Here is a 17,272-nt window from a genome sequence, read left to right as displayed (position 1 = left end):
TAACAATTTCCCATGATCAAGTCTTCGAACATTGCTGTTTGGTGGTGGGCTCGCTGAGGCGGCCTCGACCAATCGTGTCCAAATACGACGAGTGAGCCGCCCGAAACTTCGAGGCGGCTTTTTTTGTTTTATCGCCGCCTGTCGTCCGGGCCCCGATAACGGAGTGGAATTATGGTAACGATCCTGCGGGATGATGGTGCGGAAATCTACGAGACCAAGGGCGGGATATCCGTCACGCGGCAGCGGCGGGCGATCCCCTATAGCGACGCGGTCTCTTCCTATGTCGACAAGCTCGACGAACGTCGCGGCGCCGTCTTTTCGTCGAACTACGAATATCCGGGCCGTTATACGCGCTGGGATACCGCCGTTGTCGATCCGCCGCTCGGCATCTCCTCCTTCGGGCGCGACGTCTGGATCGAGGCCTACAACGAGCGCGGCGAGGTGCTACTCGGCTTCGTGACCGAGCGGCTGAAGACGGTGCCCGAACTCGTGCTCGGCGCTTCCTCCACTCGCCGTCTCGACCTCTCCGTCAAGGCCCCGGACCGGGTGTTCACCGAGGAAGAGCGTTCGAAGATGCCGACGGTCTTCACGGTGTTGCGCGCCGTTACCGATCTGTTCTATTCGCAGGCGGATGCAAGCCTCGGTCTCTACGGCGCGTTCGGCTACGACATCGCTTTCCAGTTTGATGCGATCGATCTGAAACTGACGCGGCCCTCCGACCAGCGCGACATGGTGCTCTATCTGCCGGACGAGATCCTTGTCGTCGACAACTACGCCGCCAAGGCCTGGATCGACCGGTATGATTTCGAGAAAGGCGGCCTTTCAACCGAGGGCAAGGCCGGCGATATCGCGCCGGAGCCTTTCAGACATACGGATGCCATTCCGCCGAAGAGCGACCACCGGCCGGGCGAATATGCCGAGCTTGTCGTCAAGGCCAAGGAGAGCTTCCGCAAGGGCGATCTATTCGAAGTCGTGCCCGGGCAGAAGTTCATGGAGCGCTGCGAAAGCAAGCCTTCAGACATTTCCAAGCGGCTGAAGGCGATCAATCCGTCGCCCTATTCCTTCTTCATCAATCTCGGCAATCAGGAATATCTGGTCGGCGCCTCGCCGGAGATGTTCGTGCGCGTGTCCGGCCGTCGCATCGAGACCTGCCCGATCTCGGGCACGATCAAGCGCGGCGACGATCCGATCGCCGACAGCGAGCAGATCCTGAAGCTTCTGAATTCCAAGAAGGACGAATCCGAACTCACCATGTGCTCGGACGTCGACCGCAACGATAAGAGCCGTGTGTGCGAGCCGGGCTCGGTGAAGGTGATTGGCCGCCGGCAGATCGAGATGTATTCGCGCCTCATCCATACGGTCGATCACATCGAGGGGCGGCTGCGCGACGACATGGACGCCTTCGACGGTTTCTTGAGCCACGCCTGGGCGGTCACCGTCACCGGTGCGCCGAAACTCTGGGCGATGCGGTTTATCGAGAGCCATGAAAAGAGCCCGCGCGCATGGTATGGTGGTGCAATCGGCATGGTCGGCTTCAACGGCGACATGAATACCGGTCTGACTCTGCGCACCGTGCGCATCAAAGACGGAATCGCCGAGGTTCGCGCCGGCGCGACGCTGCTCAACGATTCCATTCCAGAAGAAGAAGAAGCCGAAACTGAACTGAAGGCCTCCGCCATGCTTTCCGCCATCCGAGACGCCAAGATCGGCAATTCCGGCAAGATGCAGCGCGACGTCGCCAGCGTCGGCAAGGGTGTCAGCATCCTGCTCGTCGATCATGAGGACAGCTTCGTCCACACGCTCGCCAATTATTTCCGCCAGACCGGCGCGACGGTTTCGACCGTGCGCACGCCGGTAGCGGAGGAGATCTTCGACCGGCTGAACCCGGATCTCGTCGTGCTGTCGCCGGGTCCCGGAACGCCGAAGGATTTCGACTGCAAGGCGACGATCAAGAAGGCGCGGGCGCGTAACCTGCCGATCTTCGGCGTCTGCCTCGGCCTGCAGGCGCTCGCCGAAGCCTATGGTGGGGAACTGCGGCATCTCGCGCTGCCGATGCACGGCAAGCCGTCGCGCATTCGCGTGTTGGAGCCGGGCATCGTCTTCTCCGGCCTATCGAAGGAAGTGACCGTCGGCCGCTACCACTCGATCTTCGCCGATCCCTCGACGCTGCCGCGGGAATTCATCATCACGGCGGAGAGCGAGGACGGTACGATCATGGGCATCGAACACGAAAAGGAGCCGATTGCCGCGGTGCAGTTCCATCCGGAATCGATCATGACGCTCGGCGGTGATGCCGGCATGCGGATGATCGAGAATGTCGTGGCGCATCTGGCGCGCAAGGTGAAGACCAAGGCTGCTTGAGGCCGGTTCCATCTCGCCCCTTTCTGTGCGCGGATGGGGGCGAGGGTTGACTCTGTCGGGCAAATCAGAACATTTCCGGAACGGTCAACCGGGAATTATCGCTGTGGCCAATGCCGAGAAGTTCATCGTCCTTCCCTACCGCAAGAACCGGGGCAATCTCGTGCCCGGTGAAATGCGCCAGGCATCGAACGCCGTCAGCGCGGAAAAGATTGCCTCGGCGATGGCCGAGCGCTTCGTCGGCGTTGCGGCCTATGCCGTCATGGTCGATGAGGAAACCGGCGACATGACCTCGCCGCGGCTGCTTGCCCAATACGGCGAGATTGCCGATCTCAACGCCGCGTGAGGCGGTTTTTCGATGGAGACGTCGCTCTATCTGCCGGTCAAAGCCTTCCTGGAGGCTGCGGGTTATGTCGTCAAGGGTGAGGTCGCAGGATGCGATCTCGTCGGCTTGAGCGACGGCGAGCCGCCGGTTGTGGTGGTCTGCGAATTGAAGCTCTCCTTCAACCTCGAACTGCTTCTCCAGGCGGTCGACAGGGCCTCGATGAGCGATGAAGTCTGGATCGCGGCGCGCATTTCGGCCAAGGGGCGCGGGCGAGAGACCGACAAACGCTACCGCGACCTCTGCCGGCGGCTCGGCATAGGCATGCTCGGCGTTTCCGATGGCGGCGAGGTCAGCGTCATCGTCAGCTCCGTCTCGCCGATGCCGCGCACCAATCCGAAACGGCGCTCGCGGCTTGTCAAGGAACATCAGCGTCGTCGCGGTGATCCTGCCATTGGCGGCGGTTCGCGGGCGCCGATCATGACGGCCTATCGCCAGCAGGCGCTGCTGTGCGCGGCCGCGCTCGACCGGGGCGTCGTGCGCCCGCGGGATATGAAGGCACTGACGCCAAAGGCCGGGCCGATCCTGCGCGACAACGTCTACGGCTGGTTCGAGCGCCAGGAAAAGGGCGTCTACGCACTGACGCCGGCAGGGCAGGCCGCTCTTCTGCGATGGCCGCAATCTGTCCAGTCCGATCCCGCTCCCTCGGGGCTGTAACAAGATCGCCTGTCGTGCGTCTGTGCCGCTGCCTGTCGGGGCGGGAACAGCTGCGAAGGACGCGTCATTCTCTTTGACAAATCCTCCGTCATCGCCCATATCACCCTCAACTGGGCCGCCTGCGCGACATTCGCGTGGGCGGTTTTGCATTTCAATGGCTTAGACCCTGCAATTCATTCGCAACCGCAGGAGGACGATATGAGCGATAACGGCGATCTGACGGTTCAGAAGCTGGCGATGTGGGGCATCCCGCTGTCGCTCGGCGTCATGGGGCTGAAGATGGTGGCCTGGTGGGTGACCGGCTCGGTGGCCCTGCTGTCGGACGGGCTTGAATCGACGGTGAATGTCGCTGCCGCCTTCATCGCCTTCTTCGTCATTCGCTACGCGCAGAAGCCGGCCGATCACGACCACCCCTTCGGCCATCACAAGGCGGAATATCTGTCTGCCGTCACCGAGGGCGTGCTGATTGTCGTTGCGGCGCTTTTGATCGTCAACGAGGCGATCGGCTATCTCAGCGAACCGCGCATGCTCGATGCGCCGGTGCTCGGCCTGGCGATCAATTTCGCGGCTGGGGTCATCAATGCGGTCTGGGCGCGGCTGCTGATCCGGACCGGGCGCAAACATCGCTCGGCAGCACTGACGGCCGACGGCCAGCATATCATGTCGGATGTGGTGACGTCCGTCGGTGTGCTCGCCGGCCTGTTGCTGGCCCTGGCGACGGGTTATGCGATCTTTGATCCGGTGCTCGCCATTCTCGTTGCTTGCAACATCCTCTATCAGGGCTGGAAGGTGATCTCGCAATCAATCAGCGGGCTGATGGACCAGGCGGTCGATCCGCAGGAGGAGGAGGCGATCAAGCAGGCGATCGCCACCTATGCGACGGGCTCGATCGGCGTGCATGACCTGAAAACAAGGCGGGCGGGCACCGTCACCTTCATCGATTTTCATATGGTGGTGCCCGGCTCTATGTCCGTGCGGGAGGCGCATGATATATGCGATCGCCTTGAGGATGCCATCAGTGCCGTGCATGAGGGCGCCAAAATCGCCATTCATGTGGAGCCGGAGGGCGAAAAGGCCCATGGCATCCGCGTCAAAGTCATCAAGGAGGCATGATGCCGAATACCGATGTTTCCAGCCTGTCAATGCTGGGTCACCAAACCGAAACTGCGAAATCGCCTGAGGAGGCGGTGCTGGAAAAAGTGCCGTCCAATCATGCCGGCACGGATTATGTCGTGCGCTTCACCGCGCCGGAATTCACCTCGCTCTGCCCGATGACCGGCCAGCCCGATTTCGCCCATATCGTCATCGACTATATTCCGGGCGAGTGGCTGGTGGAGTCGAAGTCGCTGAAGCTCTTCCTGTTTTCGTTCCGTAATCACGGCGCCTTCCATGAGGATTGTTCGATCTACATCGCCAAGCGCATCGTGGAGCTGCTCGATCCCAAGTGGCTCCGGATCGGCGCCTACTGGTATCCGCGCGGCGGCATTCCGATCGACGTTTTCTGGCAGACCGGAAAGCCCCCCGAAGGCGTATGGCTGCCGGAGCAAGGGGTTGCTACATATCGCGGGCGTGGGTGAGAAGCGGTCGGGCGCAGCCCGAGCAATCGATCTTGTGAATCGATTGCAGCGACGAACGCGCTGAGCCCAAGCGAAGGGCCGGGCAACGGTGCGGCAACCGCTGCCCGTTTCCGACTGCTAAACCTCCGTGATGTCGTCACCAGAAGGGCCGTCACTGTAATCACTGTCGTCATAATTGGCCTGCTGCACGTTGGCGTCATCGTTGTCATCGGCTGTATTGTCCGAAGCTTGGCGCGTGTCGTCGTTGCCGAAATAATTGTTGATGACGGTTTCCTCTGTGGGGGCGCTGGCATTGCCGAAGGGGTTGGCGCCGAAGGGCGAACCCCAGCCGAGCGAGGACATGTGATTGCCGAAGATGCCGCTCAGTGAATTGGCGAGCAGCATGCCGCCGGCTACGCCCGCTGCCGTGCCGAGCGCGCCGCGCAGGAAGCTGCCGCCGGCGGACGGCGCATAGGCCTGCTGGCTCCAGGGACCGCTTGGATGCTGCGGCATCTGGCGAGCGTTGCTCTCGTAGCCACGTGGTTCGTCATAGGAGCGGGAGGGCTGACCCCAGGGGCCGGGATTGGATGGAACCGGTGCGGGCTGTTGCGTCTGGGTGTTGCCGAATATCGAGCTCAGGAAGCCGCCGCCCTGCTCGGCTTGGCGGTGCTCGCTGGCGCCGGCTTCGAACTGCCGCACACGCTCTTCCAGTTCCTTGATGTGATTGGCGGCTGCTTCCAGACCTTTTTCCTGCACGATGACGGCCTGGGCGAGATAATAAGTGGCGGACGGCTGCGCCCGCGTCGCCTGGTCGATCAGGGCTTCGGCCTCGCGGTCGCGCGGCGTGGCTTCGGCCGTGCGCACGCGGTCGAAGAGGGCGGTCAGCAATTGGCGTTCTTCGGGTGACATGTCCTGTCTCCTCTTGATCTGGTATGGCGGTTGCCACGTGAGGGTGGAGGTAGGAACCGATTCAGGCTTTTCAAAGCCTTCCACCGTTACATTTCAGTAAGGCTTGCGGAACGCTGCGCGGCTTCTTAAGGATATCTCCATCGCTTCGGTGCCTTGTGTTTTTCCCGCATTGTTTTAGGCATTGAGTCGCACTATGTGCGAGGAACCCGAATTCATCTCCGAGAGGTTCGAATGAACGACGAAGAACAGGACGACAAGACGAAGGAACTGCCGCTCGGCAAGGAAACGGAGGCGAATCTTTTCAAGTCGCGTTCGATCTTCATCTATGGACCGATCAATCAGGAACTGGCGCAGAAGGTCTGCTCGCAGCTTGTGGCGCTCGCCGCGGCCAGCGACGAAGACATCCGCATCTATGTCAATTCGCCCGGCGGCCATGTCGAATCCGGCGATTCCATCCATGACATGATCAAGTTCATCAAGCCGAAGGTCTGGATGATCGGCACGGGCTGGGTCGCCTCCGCCGGTGCGCTGATCTATGTCGCGGCTCCCAGGGAGCGGCGCCTGTGCCTGCCGAACACGCGCTTCCTGCTGCACCAACCGTCGGGCGGCACGCGCGGCATGGCATCCGACATCGAGATCCAGGCGCGCGAGATCATCAAGATGAACGAGCGCCTGAACAAGATCATGGCTGAGGCCACCGGCCAGCCGCTCGACAAGATCGCCAAGGATACGGATCGCGACTACTGGCTTTCTGCCGAAGAGGCGAAGGACTACGGCCTCGTTTCGCGCATCGTGACGTCGCAGGTCGATATCTGAGCTTTTCGAGCGGAAGTTTTGAAACGCCTCGCCTGCCGATCGCAGACGAGGCGTTTCATTTTATCGCAGTGCTTCTACCTGTCTTAGTACGAGCGCGTGAATCCGCCGTCGTGCATGATGTTCAGACCGGTCATATGGTCGGAGAAGGGCGACAAGAGCCCTTCAACGGCGACGGCAACTTCTGCCGGTTCTCCGTATTTTCCCAAGGGAATGTTCGACGTCTCCTCGGCAAGGCGCTCCTCGAACGTGATGCCTGCGGCCTCGGCTCGCTTTTCGATCCCTTCTCGATACCAAGGGGAGAGCGTACCGCCGAGCGAAAGCGTGTTGACGTGAATGCCGCGGGCGCCGAGCGCAAAGGCCAATGTCTTTGCCTCGCCAATCCAGGCGCAGCGCAGCACGTTCGAGGTAGCGTAATGACCAAGCACCTGAGCGGATGATATCCCAGATATGATGACGATTTTTGCGCGGCGGCCGTTGATCGGGTCGGAGCTCATCCGGTCGATCGCGACCTTCAGGACCTCGAGAGGTCCGATGAAGCAGTTTTGAAATAGCGCCCGCCATGCCTCACTTGATGGCATCGGGTCATTCGTGCTGTGAGCCTGTGGCGGCATGAGCACGGCGCCGTCGAGAGCAATGTGCTTCGCCGCCAATTCCTCCGCGAATTGACGGATCGACTGATCGCTCGTCATATCCAACCGCAGCCACATATGGCCGTTGCCCGTCACGTCGTCTGAAAGTGCTTTCAGCTTCGCCTCGTCGCGTGCCGCCAGAACCAGTGAATAGCCGCTCCCGGCGAGCTGACGGCAAATTGCCGTTCCAATGCCTCCGGTCGCCCCGGTGACGAGAATTCTTCGTGCTTCGCCAACCATTCGTCTATCCCCTCATCTGACGAAAATGGAGATACTCTATGCGCGCGGCAAGCGAGCGCAAAGGCGTTCGCTTGCGAAGTTCTCATGGCGGGGATGACGCTAATACTTCCATCGGCGGCCAGTGAACCGAAAGCTGTAAATCTGAACTTGCGCATTTACCAATGCTCATGCTCCATGCGCATTCCCGCAGCCCGCGAGTCTCCGCCATGCTCAAAGATTTTTCCGTCCAGGCCCTGTTCATGGGGCTGCTGACCGCTTTCGTCGGTTCCGCCAGCTCTTTTGCCGTCGTGCTGCACGGGCTGCGGGCGGTCGGCGCCACAGAGGCGGAGGCGGCCTCGGGGCTGATGGCATTGTCGATCTCCATGGGAATCTGCGCCATCGTGCTCAGCGCCGTAACCCGATTGCCGATCAGCATCGCCTGGTCGACGCCGGGCGCAGCACTGCTCGCAAGCACCGGGGCGGTCGAGGGCGGCTTCACTGCGGCGGTCGGCGCATTCCTGATCTGCGGGCTGCTGATCATCGTCGCCGGGCTGTTCAGGCCGCTCGGCCGGGCGGTCACCGCCATTCCTGCGCCGCTCGCCAATGCGATGCTAGCCGGCGTGCTGATCGGCCTCTGCTTTGCGCCGGTGAAGGCGATCGGCTTCAACCCGCTGCTCGGGCTGCCGATCCTAATTTCCTGGATCGTCGTCGGTGCCTTCAAGCGGCTCTGGGCGGTGCCGGCCGCACTCGCAGCCTTCGTGCTGGTACTTGCCTTCGGCGTCGATATGCCGGACGGCGCCTTCGCCTCGCTCGAACGATCGCTGGTGCCGGTGGCGGAATTCGTCCGGCCGGCGTTCAACCTTGCGGCCTTCATCTCGATCGCGCTGCCGCTTTTCATCGTCACCATGGCCTCGCAGAACATTCCCGGCATCGCCGTCCTGAAAGTCTGTCATTACGATCCGAAGCCGGGCCCGCTCTTTGCCGTCACCGGCTTCTTCTCGCTGCTGTCGGCACCCTTCGGGGGCCATGCAATCAATCTGGCGGCGGTCACTGCGGCGATGTGCGCCGGGCCGGATGCTCATGCCGATCCGAAACGGCGCTATTGGGCATCGCTGAGCGCGGGGGTCGGCTATATCATCCTGGGGCTGCTTGCCGGCGCGGTGACGGCCTTCGTGGCGCTCGCGCCTCCCGTGCTGATCGAGGCGGTGGCGGGACTGGCGCTGGTCGGCGCTTTTTCGTCCTCGGCGATGTCGGCGTTTCAGGCGCCGGAATCACGCGAGGCGGCGGCGATCACCTTCCTCATCACCGCATCCGGCGTGTCTTTCGGCGGCATTTCAGGCGCCTTCTGGGGATTGATCGCCGGCGGGCTGATGATTGCGCTGTCGCAGCTGCTGAAGATGTCGAAAGATCGCGCTCAGGAGAAGTAACGGAAGCTGACGGGCCGCAAGGGCTTGCCAGTTCTGCAGCCCAAGGCTATAAGCGCGGCCATGAAGACCACTGGCGCCAAGATTTCCGACACGATTGCACGCGGCCGCATGGCCCTGCGTGACAACTCGCGCGCCCTGACCTCGCTTCTTCTCCTCGGCCTTACGCGCGGTTGCCGGGTTCTTTGAGGAGCGCCCGGCGGCCGAAAGCCCGCCCGGCCATCGCTCCTCGCGACTCACTTTGAAAATTGACCTATCGACCGACGAAGGTCCGCATTTGTTTATCGCCAAGCCCGATGTGATCGGCTAAGAGCGGGGGCAAATGCCGGGACGAGGAGACAAGACAATGGACAACACCACCAGCCGAGCCTCCGCCAAGGGCATGCCCGATGCCGCGGTGAAATACCGGCCCTATCCTCAGGTTAACATTCCTGACCGTACCTGGCCTACCAAGACCATAACCAAGGCGCCTGTCTGGTGCTCCGTCGATCTGCGCGATGGCAATCAGGCGCTGGTCGACCCGATGGGCCACGACCGCAAGGCGCGCATGTTCCATCTGCTGCTCGAAATGGGCTTCAAGGAGATCGAGATCGGTTTCCCCTCGGCTTCGCAGACCGATTTCGATTTCGCCCGCTGGTGCGTCGAGGAGGGCAACGTGCCCGCTGACGTTTCGCTGCAGGTGCTGGTGCAATGCCGTCCGGAACTCATCACTCGCACCTTCGAAGCGCTGGAAGGGGCGAACCGGCCGATCGTGCATTTCTATAACTCGACCAGCGAGCTGCAGCGGCGCGTCGTCTTCGCAAAGGATGTGCAGGGCATCAAGCAGATCGCCGTCGACGCCGCCAAGATGATCACCGACATGGCCGCCAGGGCCGGCGGCGGCTATCGTTTCGAATATTCGCCTGAAAGCTTCACCGGCACGGAGCTGGAAGTGGCGCTGGAAATCTGCAACGCCGTCATCGAGGTGGTGAAGCCGACGCCCGACAACAAGCTCATCATCAACCTGCCCTCGACCGTCGAGATGGCGACGCCGAACGTCTATGCCGACCAGATCGAATGGATGTGCCGCAATCTCGACAATCGCGAGAACCTGATCGTCTCGCTGCATCCGCATAACGACCGCGGGACCGGCATCGCTGCCGCCGAACTGGCCCTGCTGGCGGGCGCCGACCGCGTCGAAGGCACGCTCTTCGGCAATGGCGAGCGCACCGGCAATGTCGACGTCGTGACGATGGCGCTCAACATGTTCACGCAAGGGGTCGATCCCGGGATCGACTGCTCGAACATCGAGCGCATCAAGGAAGTATTCGAATATTCGAACCAGATGACGATTGCCGAGCGACACCCCTATGTCGGCGAGCTGGTCTATACGGCTTTCTCCGGCTCGCATCAGGATGCGATCAACAAGGGCATGAAGGCCGCGCAGATCGCCAACGATCCGGTGTGGGAAGTGCCATACTTGCCGATCGATCCGCGCGACGTCGGCCGTTCCTACGAGGCGATCATCCGTATCAACTCGCAGTCCGGCAAGGGCGGCATCGCCTATATCCTGCAACAGGATTATGGGCTGAACCTGCCGCGCAACCTGCAAGTCGAGTTCCGCGAGGACATCCAGCGCATCACCGACGTAGAGGGCAAGGAGCTTCCCTCGAAGCGCATCCATGACCGCTTCATAGAGCGCTATGTGACGCAGCCCGATGCGCGCCTGAAGTTCGTCGACCACCACACTTATCCCGACACAGAACGCAAGGGCCAGCGGATTGTGGCGGCCGAGATCACCGACAATGGTGAGATCAAGCGCATCGAAGGCCGCGGCAACGGCCCGATCGACGGCTTCATCAACGCGCTGTCGCATTATCTCGGCATTGAAATGTCGGTCGAGGACTATTCCGAGCATTCGCTGCAGCACGGTTCGAACGCGGCGGCGATCTCCTATGTCGAGACATCCTATCCGGGCGGCAAGCTCTTCGGTGCAGGCATCAACACCAACATCGTCGCGGCATCGCTGGAAGCGATTGTCTCGGCGGCCAACCGGGTGCTCGAGGTGAGGGCCGGCAAGGCCTGATCTGATTGTGTTTCAGGCCGCGATCGCTTCGGCGCGGTGCGGCCTGACGATTAGGTTGGCTTCGTTGCGTCTTCACTGAGCAAGAGCAATAAAGGCTTGCCGTGTGGCCCCCTCATCCGCCCTACGGGCACCTTCTCCCCGAGGGGAGAAGAGGGAACAAGCCTCCCGCTATGCCTTTCTACTACAGACGCTTTTAGGAGCCGAGACGTAGCCACACGTCCCTTCTCCCCAGCGGGGAGAAGGTGCCGGCAGGCGGATGAGGGGGCGGCTGATGCTGACGGTCGGGTTTGGTTCGCTGGCATGCTCACCATTCGCGACATGCGATAGGCGGAATCAAATCGCGGTCGCGATCTTCATGGCGAGTTGGCCGAGGGCGGCTTCGGCGGACGGGCCGGCAAGCACATAGGATGTGCCGGCATTGTGCCAGGTCACCAGCCCGATCTCGTCCCTGATCGTTTCCTTGAAGTCGTCGGTCTCAGGCAGCTGGGCATCCTTGCGGAAGCAGATGGAGATGATGTCGCCGTCGGTGTTGGAATAGACGAGCTGGCCGACAGGGCGGTTGTCGCCGAGAATGACGCGGGCGCCCTGGAAGGTCCAGGATTCGGCGCTGAGATCGGGTACGCGGAAGGGCACGCCGATCGCGGTCGTCAGCCAGCTGGAAATTTCCTCGGCCTGCGAGGCCGGCACTTCGACGAGGTGACGGGGCTGGCGGATCAGCAGGCGCTGATAGGCGGTGACGTCGCCGAGCCAGTCGTTGGTATTGGCGGGCGCCGTGGCGGTTGTGGTGGCGATCTCGTCGGCATCCGGACTGATGCCGACGAAATAGCCGATGCCGCAGCCGACGACGAAGAGGATGAGCGCGGCGGCCAGCGCCTGCGGGCCACTCGGCGCCAGCTTCACCGGCGGACGGGTGGCGCGCTGCGCGATCGGCGTCTTCGGCGGCTGCGTGCTCTTGATCGAGCGGACCAGGGCAAGCGGCACCGGTTCTTTCAGCACATCGTCGAGGCGGCGGCGGCCGAATTCGGCGCCATGGCGGAGCTTTTCATGCAGCCGGCGCGCGTTCTCATCGCTTGCCAGGCGCTGCTCCAGTTCGTGTCGCTGTTCGGGCGAGACTTCGCCGTCGAGGAGGGCGGTGAGCTGGACTTCGAGCGGCAATTTCCTGAGATCGAGCAATTCAGTACCTGTGGATGGGGTGGGTGCCGGCAAGTCCGGCGAAATGCAGCCTTGCGGCGGCAAGCTGGGACACGACGCTTGCCACGGAAATGCCCATGATATCGGCCGCCTGTTGGTAGCTGTGGCCTTCGACGTCGACGAGCAGGAAGACGCTGGAAACGCCGTCCGGCATCTCGGAGATCATGCGGTGGATCGCGTCTGGATCGACCGAGGCCGAGCGATCGCGCGCAGCCTCTCTGATATCGGTGACGTTGCCGCGGGCGGACGCCTTTGGCTTGCGCTTGCGGCTGTCGTCGGCCCATTGCTGGCGGGCAAGCGTGTAAATCCAGCTTTCCAGCCGGCCTTCGCCGCTCCACTGATGCCCCTTGGCAATGGCGCGCAGACAAACGGCCTGGACGAGTTCATCGGCAACGGCAGCCTCACGCGCGAGCGTGATCGCGAAGCGGCGAAGGCGGGGCAAGAGGCCGACGAGATCACGCCGGAGGTCGATGGTCGTTGCGGGCTGACGCATTGTCTATCCAAGAAGCATTCATGATGGTTTCGCGGACGAAGGGGGTGGCCGTCGGGCGCGAAACCGGCTTTTATCGGCATCGGAGATGCAGGTACGTTATGAAACAAGTCTCCTGCACTTCGCAAGCATTCGGTCGTCTTATCCCCCTTTCCCAAGGGGTTTTCGCAATCTAGCCCGCAAAGCTTGCGTCAATATGTCCTGTAACCGTTCAGGCTCTGCAGCAGGGAGCGATAGGCCCAGGTGCCTTCGCCGCCGCGGTCGCGGATTTCGACGAGCTGGACGCGAGCGCCTTGGATATCTCCCTGTTCCACCAGCGCCATGCCCATATAGGAGCGGGCGAGGATGTAATTTTCATCCGCCTGCAGCGCCTTGCGGTAGTAGGACATGCCGAGCTCCATGCGGCCGGCCTTGCGGTTGGCGTAGCCGAGATAGTTCAGGAAGCGCGGATCGTTCTGGTTGCTGGCGAGATTGAGCACGGCGATGGCGTTCTCATACTGGCCGGCATAGGCGAATTCGCGGGCGAACTTATAGAGATCGTCGTCGTTGAAGCTGTTCTTCTTCGGGGTGACGCATTCTTTCTTGGCTTTGTCCCAAACCTTGCCGCCGGTACAGGTCCTGGTCGTCTCGGTCTTCGGCGGCGGGTTGGTATCATCGTTGCTGTCTCCAGCCGCGAAGGCGGCGGTCGCAATGCCGAGGGCAAAGCCGGCGGCAAGGGTGGTTCTGCACAGGCGATGGAGGGGGGAAGTCATTGGCGGCTCCGTTCTGAGGCGATGCAGTTGCGCGGATTGTACGCTTACGGGTAAAAATACCAAGAGGGGTAAGCGACCTCGATGACAAATGTTGCGATGGAAGCGAGGCGCTTTTCGAGATTGCTTCAAGTGCCGCACAAAGAGAGTCCGAGGTCGACGCTAAGGTGCGAAAATATCGACGCTTTCCGGCATGACGGCGTCGCCGGCCCGGTTCAGGCTGAAGCGTTCGCCGCTGAGTTCCCAGGCGCCCGGAGAGCCATCGATGGTGAACAGGTTGTAGGCGGCTGGCGGCTTGACGCTGCCCGGTCCCTGAGAGGCCGATGCGATGCCGACGACCGGCACTGGCTGCACCTGGCCGCGCAGCCAGTGCAGTGTGTTCAGATGCGTGTGGCCGTGCAGCACGAGTTCGGCGCCGCCGGTCGAAATCACGGCCGCGAAACGGCGGATGCCGATCATGCGTTTGTAGAAGGTGGTGGCGCCGCGGATCGGCGGATGATGGATCATCACGACGCGGAAGAGGCCGGCCTCGCCGGCCGCGCGCAGCATGTTCACCGTGTCGCGGGCCTGGCGTGCGCTGAAAAAACCGGAGGCGGCGAAGGGGGGCGTGGCGACGGCCGTCGAACAGCCGACGATCGCGACCTTGCCGCGGACGCGCAGATAGGGAAAGATGTGACGGTCTTCCTGCCATTGCGGCGAGGCGAGGTCGCCGCGGACATAATCGTACCAGGCGCGCATCGACTTCTCGTAGGCACCTGGCACATAGGCGTCGTGATTGCCTGGAACGACAGAGGTGTCTGCGGGATCGCCGAGCGCGCGCAGCCAGGCGGCCGCCGCCCGGATTTCAATGCCACTCGCCAGGTTGACGAGATCGCCGGTGACGGCCAGATGATCGGCCTGATGCGCGCGGATATCCTCGAGCAGCAGATCCAGCGTGCTGCCAAAAAGGTGCTTGCGTCGATTTCGATGCCAGTTCACAAAGCCGGTTATGCGTTTCGAAAACAGCTCTTGAATAGAAAGACGGGGCAGTGGTCCGAGGTGGACGTCGGAAATATGCGCGAGCTTGAACATGCTACGAGACATAGACCAGCTTATTGACAAATCAAACACATCCGGCGCGATGAAGAGCCGAAACGGAACGAAGGTGGATAAAGAAAAGCGGCCCCCTCACATCAGGCTGGCCTTGCGCCTCCTGCATGTCTATTTCTCCTTCGCGCGCGGCATGACCATGGGCGTCAGGGCTGCCTGCTTCGATGCGGACGGCCGGATCTTTCTCGTGCGCCATAGCTATGTCGGCGGCTGGCATATGCCGGGCGGCGGGCTGGAGCGCAACGAGACCGCCGAAGAAGCGCTGGTCAAGGAGCTGCGCGAGGAAGGGAACCTCAGAATCATCGGCAAGCCGCAGCTGGTCCAGGTCTATTTCAACACCACCACCACCCGGCGCGACCATGTGGTGTTTTATCGGGCGACCGTCGAGCAAACGGCGCCGCGGCCACCGGATTGGGAGATATCCGACAGCGGTTTCTTTTCGCTCGACAGCCTGCCCGCAGGCACGACCGAGGCGACGTATCGCCGCCTGGCGGAACTTCGCGGCGAGCAGGAACCCGACCACCGCTGGTGAGAAGCGTCAGGCGGCATTCAGCCTGGCACGGCCATGCGGACTGTCGAGATCGAGGGCCGGGCCGACCGGGACGATGCCGGTCGGGTTGATCGTCTTGTGGCTGCGGTAATAGTGCTGCTTGATGTGGCTGAGGTTTACCGTCGCGGCAACACCTGCCGTCTGGTAGAGATCCCTGAGATAACCGGGCAGGTTGCGGTAATCGACGATGCGGCGGATGTTGCACTTGAAGTGGCCGACATAAACAGGGTCGAAGCGCACCAGTGTGGTGAACAGGCGCCAGTCGGCCTCGGTCAACCTGTCGCCGAAGAGGTAACGGCCCTTGCCCAGGCGTTCATCGAGAATGTCGAGCGTTTCGAACAGCTTGCCGACGTTTTCCTCATAAGCCTCCTGAGTGGTGGCGAAGCCCGCCTTGTAGACGCCGTTGTTGACGGTGTCGTAGACGGTGGCGTTCAGCGCGTCGATTTCGGCGCGAAGCTCCTCCGGGTAAAAATCGGTCTTCGAGCCGGTCAGCCCGTCGAAGGCGCTGTTGAACATGCGGATGATCTCGGCCGATTCATTGCTGACGATCGTGCCGGTCTTCTTGTCCCAGAGGACAGGAACGGTGACGCGGCCGGAATAGTGCGGATCGGCCTTAACGTAAATCTGCCAGAGGGTGGAGGCGCCGAAGAGCTGATCGCCGGTGGCGCCGTTACCGACCTTGAACTCCCAGCCGTTTTCGAGCATCAGCGGATCGACGACGGAGACCGAAATCAGATCCTCCAGCTTCTTCAGCTTGCGGAAGATCAGGGTGCGATGCGCCCAGGGGCAGGCGAGCGAGACGTAGAGATGATAACGCCCGGCCTCGGCCCTGAAGCCGCCGCTGCCGGAAGGGCCGGCCTCACCATCCGATGTCACCCAGTTGCGGAACTGCGAGGGCTGCCGTTTGAATTGGCCCTTGCTCTCCTTCGTGTCGTACCAGACGTCATGCCAGACGCCGTCCACCAGCATTCCCATGATCTTCATTTCCTTTGACTGATGTGTCGGGATCGAAGGTAGCTGAGATAGCGTGGCTTTGCAGGCGGTAAAGATTGAACAGTGCGTCACGCCGCTGACGCATTGCACAATCCGGATTGGTGCAGCCTGCATTTTGCGTTGGACGGCGGAAATTTTTCCTGCTATCGGCCTCTTCACGATTTGAGAGACGCCTGCTTGATGTTCATTTCCAGAAACCCGCGACGACGCTGATGCTCCCGAACGCCCAGGGCGTGTTCGAGACCCATCAATCTGTCCATCCGGTTTCTGTCATCATGTACAAGCACGATCTCGTCTACCTCACTGAAGACGCGTCTCATGACGCCGCCATTGAACACATCAACGAAGAAGCCTTCGGTCCGGGCCGCTTCGCGCGGGCGGCTGCACGCATCCGTGAGCAGGGGCCGCATGACCTGTCGCTCTCCTTCATCTGCGCTGACGACGGCGAGACCATCGCCTCCGTGCGTATGACGCCGGTGCTGGCCGGGGCTGTGAAGGGGCATCTTCTCGGTCCGCTTGCCGTCCGCCCCTCGCATAAAAACATCGGCATCGGCCGGGAACTGGTGCGGATCGCGGTGGAAGCTGCGCGGCGCAAAGGCTCGGAAGCCGTCATCCTTGTCGGCGATCCGCCCTATTACGGTCCGCTCGGCTTCGAAAAGGTCGCCTACAACGCGCTTTCCTTTCCAGGTCCGGTCGATCCCGGCCGCGTACTCGTCGTTCCCATCGCTGCCGGCGTGCACGAGCGGCTGAAGGGCACGATTGCATGGCGCGATATCTATTAGAGACTTTTCCGTAGGAAGCTGCGAATGCGGCCTTGCGGGAAATCCTCGAGTTCACCGAAGACTTCGTAACCCTGCCGCCGATAGGCGTGGAGGGCTTGTGGGCTGAACGTATCAATCCAGGCGCCACGGCAACCTCGGGCCCTGGCTTCTTCCTCCGCCTTTGCCAGGATCTTGCCTGACACACCCGTGCCGCGTAGCGCCTCGGGAAGATAGCGCATCTGGATGAAGAGCCAGCCCCAGGCAGTAAAGCCCGAGAGGCCGCCGGTCACCTGACCGTCGGTGTCGCGGATGAGGACGGCGAGCGACCGGCGATCCGAGGGGCCGACATCGCCGGTGTTGAAGGCCGCGAGCGCGTCGGTGATCGCCGCGAGTTCCTCCGGCGAAGGCGAGGCAGTAAGCTCGAATTCCGGCAT

General features: G+C 61.9%; 19 protein-coding genes. 11 read left to right on the top strand and 8 right to left on the bottom strand.

From position 1 onward, the window contains the following. The first annotated feature begins 171 nt into the window (after positions 1-171). The 5 genes from J0663_RS02880 to queF all read left to right on the top strand — a co-directional run bounded on the left by J0663_RS02880 (position 172) and on the right by queF (position 4,974). A complete protein-coding gene (locus J0663_RS02880; protein WP_207242968.1) occupies positions 172-2,361 on the top strand; it encodes an anthranilate synthase in 2,190 nt (729 codons plus the stop codon). 103 nt (positions 2,362-2,464) lie between these two features. Beyond that, the gene (locus J0663_RS02875) at positions 2,465-2,704 is read left to right on the top strand and encodes a hypothetical protein (RefSeq protein WP_207242967.1); all 240 of its coding nucleotides are present in this window, start codon (positions 2,465-2,467) and stop codon (positions 2,702-2,704) included. Positions 2,705-2,716: 12 nt separating this feature from the next. Beyond that, complete coding sequence (locus J0663_RS02870) at positions 2,717-3,397, top strand: DUF2161 domain-containing phosphodiesterase (RefSeq protein ID WP_207242966.1); 681 nt, start codon at positions 2,717-2,719, stop codon at positions 3,395-3,397. 198 nt (positions 3,398-3,595) lie between these two features. Further along, positions 3,596-4,510, top strand: coding sequence for a cation diffusion facilitator family transporter (gene emfA / locus J0663_RS02865; RefSeq protein ID WP_207242965.1), 915 nt, complete (start codon positions 3,596-3,598; stop codon positions 4,508-4,510). Then, on the top strand, positions 4,510-4,974 hold the full coding sequence (gene queF / locus J0663_RS02860) for a preQ(1) synthase (RefSeq protein ID WP_207242964.1): 465 nt from the start codon (positions 4,510-4,512) through the stop codon (positions 4,972-4,974). The genes emfA and queF overlap by 1 nt, the downstream gene beginning before the upstream one ends. A gap of 117 nt (positions 4,975-5,091) precedes the next feature. On the opposite strand, the gene J0663_RS02855 is transcribed toward queF, so the two are convergent. Beyond that, positions 5,092-5,862: a DUF2076 domain-containing protein gene (locus tag J0663_RS02855; RefSeq protein WP_207242963.1), complete on the bottom strand. Its 771-nt coding sequence runs from the start codon at positions 5,860-5,862 to the stop codon at positions 5,092-5,094. 231 nt (positions 5,863-6,093) lie between these two features. Between J0663_RS02855 and J0663_RS02850 the strand changes: the two genes are divergently transcribed. Continuing rightward, the gene (locus tag J0663_RS02850; protein ID WP_207242962.1) at positions 6,094-6,678 is read left to right on the top strand and encodes an ATP-dependent Clp protease proteolytic subunit; all 585 of its coding nucleotides are present in this window, start codon (positions 6,094-6,096) and stop codon (positions 6,676-6,678) included. An 83-nt stretch (positions 6,679-6,761) separates the two neighbouring features. Here the strand turns inward: J0663_RS02850 and J0663_RS02845 are convergent, their stop codons facing one another. Beyond that, positions 6,762-7,547 carry an SDR family oxidoreductase gene (locus J0663_RS02845; RefSeq protein ID WP_207242961.1) on the bottom strand — a complete coding sequence of 262 codons (786 nt, stop codon included), beginning with the start codon at positions 7,545-7,547 and terminating at the stop codon, positions 6,762-6,764. 167 nt (positions 7,548-7,714) lie between these two features. Here J0663_RS02845 and J0663_RS02840 point away from each other — a divergent pair, with 167 nt between their 5' ends. The 3 genes from J0663_RS02840 to leuA all read left to right on the top strand — a co-directional run bounded on the left by J0663_RS02840 (position 7,715) and on the right by leuA (position 11,015). Beyond that, on the top strand, positions 7,715-8,953 hold the full coding sequence (locus J0663_RS02840; RefSeq protein WP_207244408.1) for a benzoate/H(+) symporter BenE family transporter: 1,239 nt from the start codon (positions 7,715-7,717) through the stop codon (positions 8,951-8,953). 60 nt (positions 8,954-9,013) lie between these two features. Continuing rightward, the gene (locus tag J0663_RS31590) at positions 9,014-9,139 is read left to right on the top strand and encodes a hypothetical protein (protein ID WP_259665867.1); all 126 of its coding nucleotides are present in this window, start codon (positions 9,014-9,016) and stop codon (positions 9,137-9,139) included. 157 nt (positions 9,140-9,296) lie between these two features. Further along, positions 9,297-11,015, top strand: coding sequence for a 2-isopropylmalate synthase (leuA, locus tag J0663_RS02835; protein WP_207242960.1), 1,719 nt, complete (start codon positions 9,297-9,299; stop codon positions 11,013-11,015). 333 nt (positions 11,016-11,348) lie between these two features. On the opposite strand, the gene J0663_RS02830 is transcribed toward leuA, so the two are convergent. From J0663_RS02830 to J0663_RS02815, 4 genes are all read right to left on the bottom strand, one after another. Continuing rightward, positions 11,349-12,188: an anti-sigma factor family protein gene (locus J0663_RS02830; RefSeq protein ID WP_207242959.1), complete on the bottom strand. Its 840-nt coding sequence runs from the start codon at positions 12,186-12,188 to the stop codon at positions 11,349-11,351. Position 12,189: 1 nt separating this feature from the next. Beyond that, entirely contained in the window at positions 12,190-12,699 is a 510-nt protein-coding gene (locus J0663_RS02825; protein WP_207242958.1) for an RNA polymerase sigma factor, read from the bottom strand. A 188-nt stretch (positions 12,700-12,887) separates the two neighbouring features. After that, a complete protein-coding gene (locus J0663_RS02820) occupies positions 12,888-13,448 on the bottom strand; it encodes a tetratricopeptide repeat protein (RefSeq protein WP_207242957.1) in 561 nt (186 codons plus the stop codon). A gap of 159 nt (positions 13,449-13,607) precedes the next feature. Beyond that, the gene (locus J0663_RS02815; RefSeq protein ID WP_207244406.1) at positions 13,608-14,516 is read right to left on the bottom strand and encodes a metallophosphoesterase family protein; all 909 of its coding nucleotides are present in this window, start codon (positions 14,514-14,516) and stop codon (positions 13,608-13,610) included. A 49-nt stretch (positions 14,517-14,565) separates the two neighbouring features. Here J0663_RS02815 and J0663_RS02810 point away from each other — a divergent pair, with 49 nt between their 5' ends. After that, the gene (locus J0663_RS02810; RefSeq protein WP_207244407.1) at positions 14,566-15,066 is read left to right on the top strand and encodes an NUDIX domain-containing protein; all 501 of its coding nucleotides are present in this window, start codon (positions 14,566-14,568) and stop codon (positions 15,064-15,066) included. Between the two features lie 6 nt (positions 15,067-15,072). Here J0663_RS02810 and J0663_RS02805 read toward each other — a convergent pair whose 3' ends face one another. Further along, positions 15,073-16,059 carry a glutathione S-transferase family protein gene (locus J0663_RS02805; protein ID WP_207242956.1) on the bottom strand — a complete coding sequence of 329 codons (987 nt, stop codon included), beginning with the start codon at positions 16,057-16,059 and terminating at the stop codon, positions 15,073-15,075. Between the two features lie 230 nt (positions 16,060-16,289). Here J0663_RS02805 and J0663_RS02800 point away from each other — a divergent pair, with 230 nt between their 5' ends. Further along, the gene (locus tag J0663_RS02800) at positions 16,290-16,859 is read left to right on the top strand and encodes a GNAT family N-acetyltransferase (RefSeq protein ID WP_207242955.1); all 570 of its coding nucleotides are present in this window, start codon (positions 16,290-16,292) and stop codon (positions 16,857-16,859) included. On the opposite strand, the gene J0663_RS02795 is transcribed toward J0663_RS02800, so the two are convergent. Then, entirely contained in the window at positions 16,856-17,272 is a 417-nt protein-coding gene (locus J0663_RS02795; RefSeq protein ID WP_207242954.1) for a GNAT family N-acetyltransferase, read from the bottom strand. The two genes, J0663_RS02800 and J0663_RS02795, sit on opposite strands and share 4 nt — an antisense overlap.

Origin of the sequence: Rhizobium lentis (assembly GCF_017352135.1) — a bacterium.
In the GTDB taxonomy this organism is placed as follows: domain Bacteria; phylum Pseudomonadota; class Alphaproteobacteria; order Rhizobiales; family Rhizobiaceae; genus Rhizobium; species Rhizobium lentis.
This window is presented reverse-complemented; position numbering and strand designations above follow the sequence as displayed.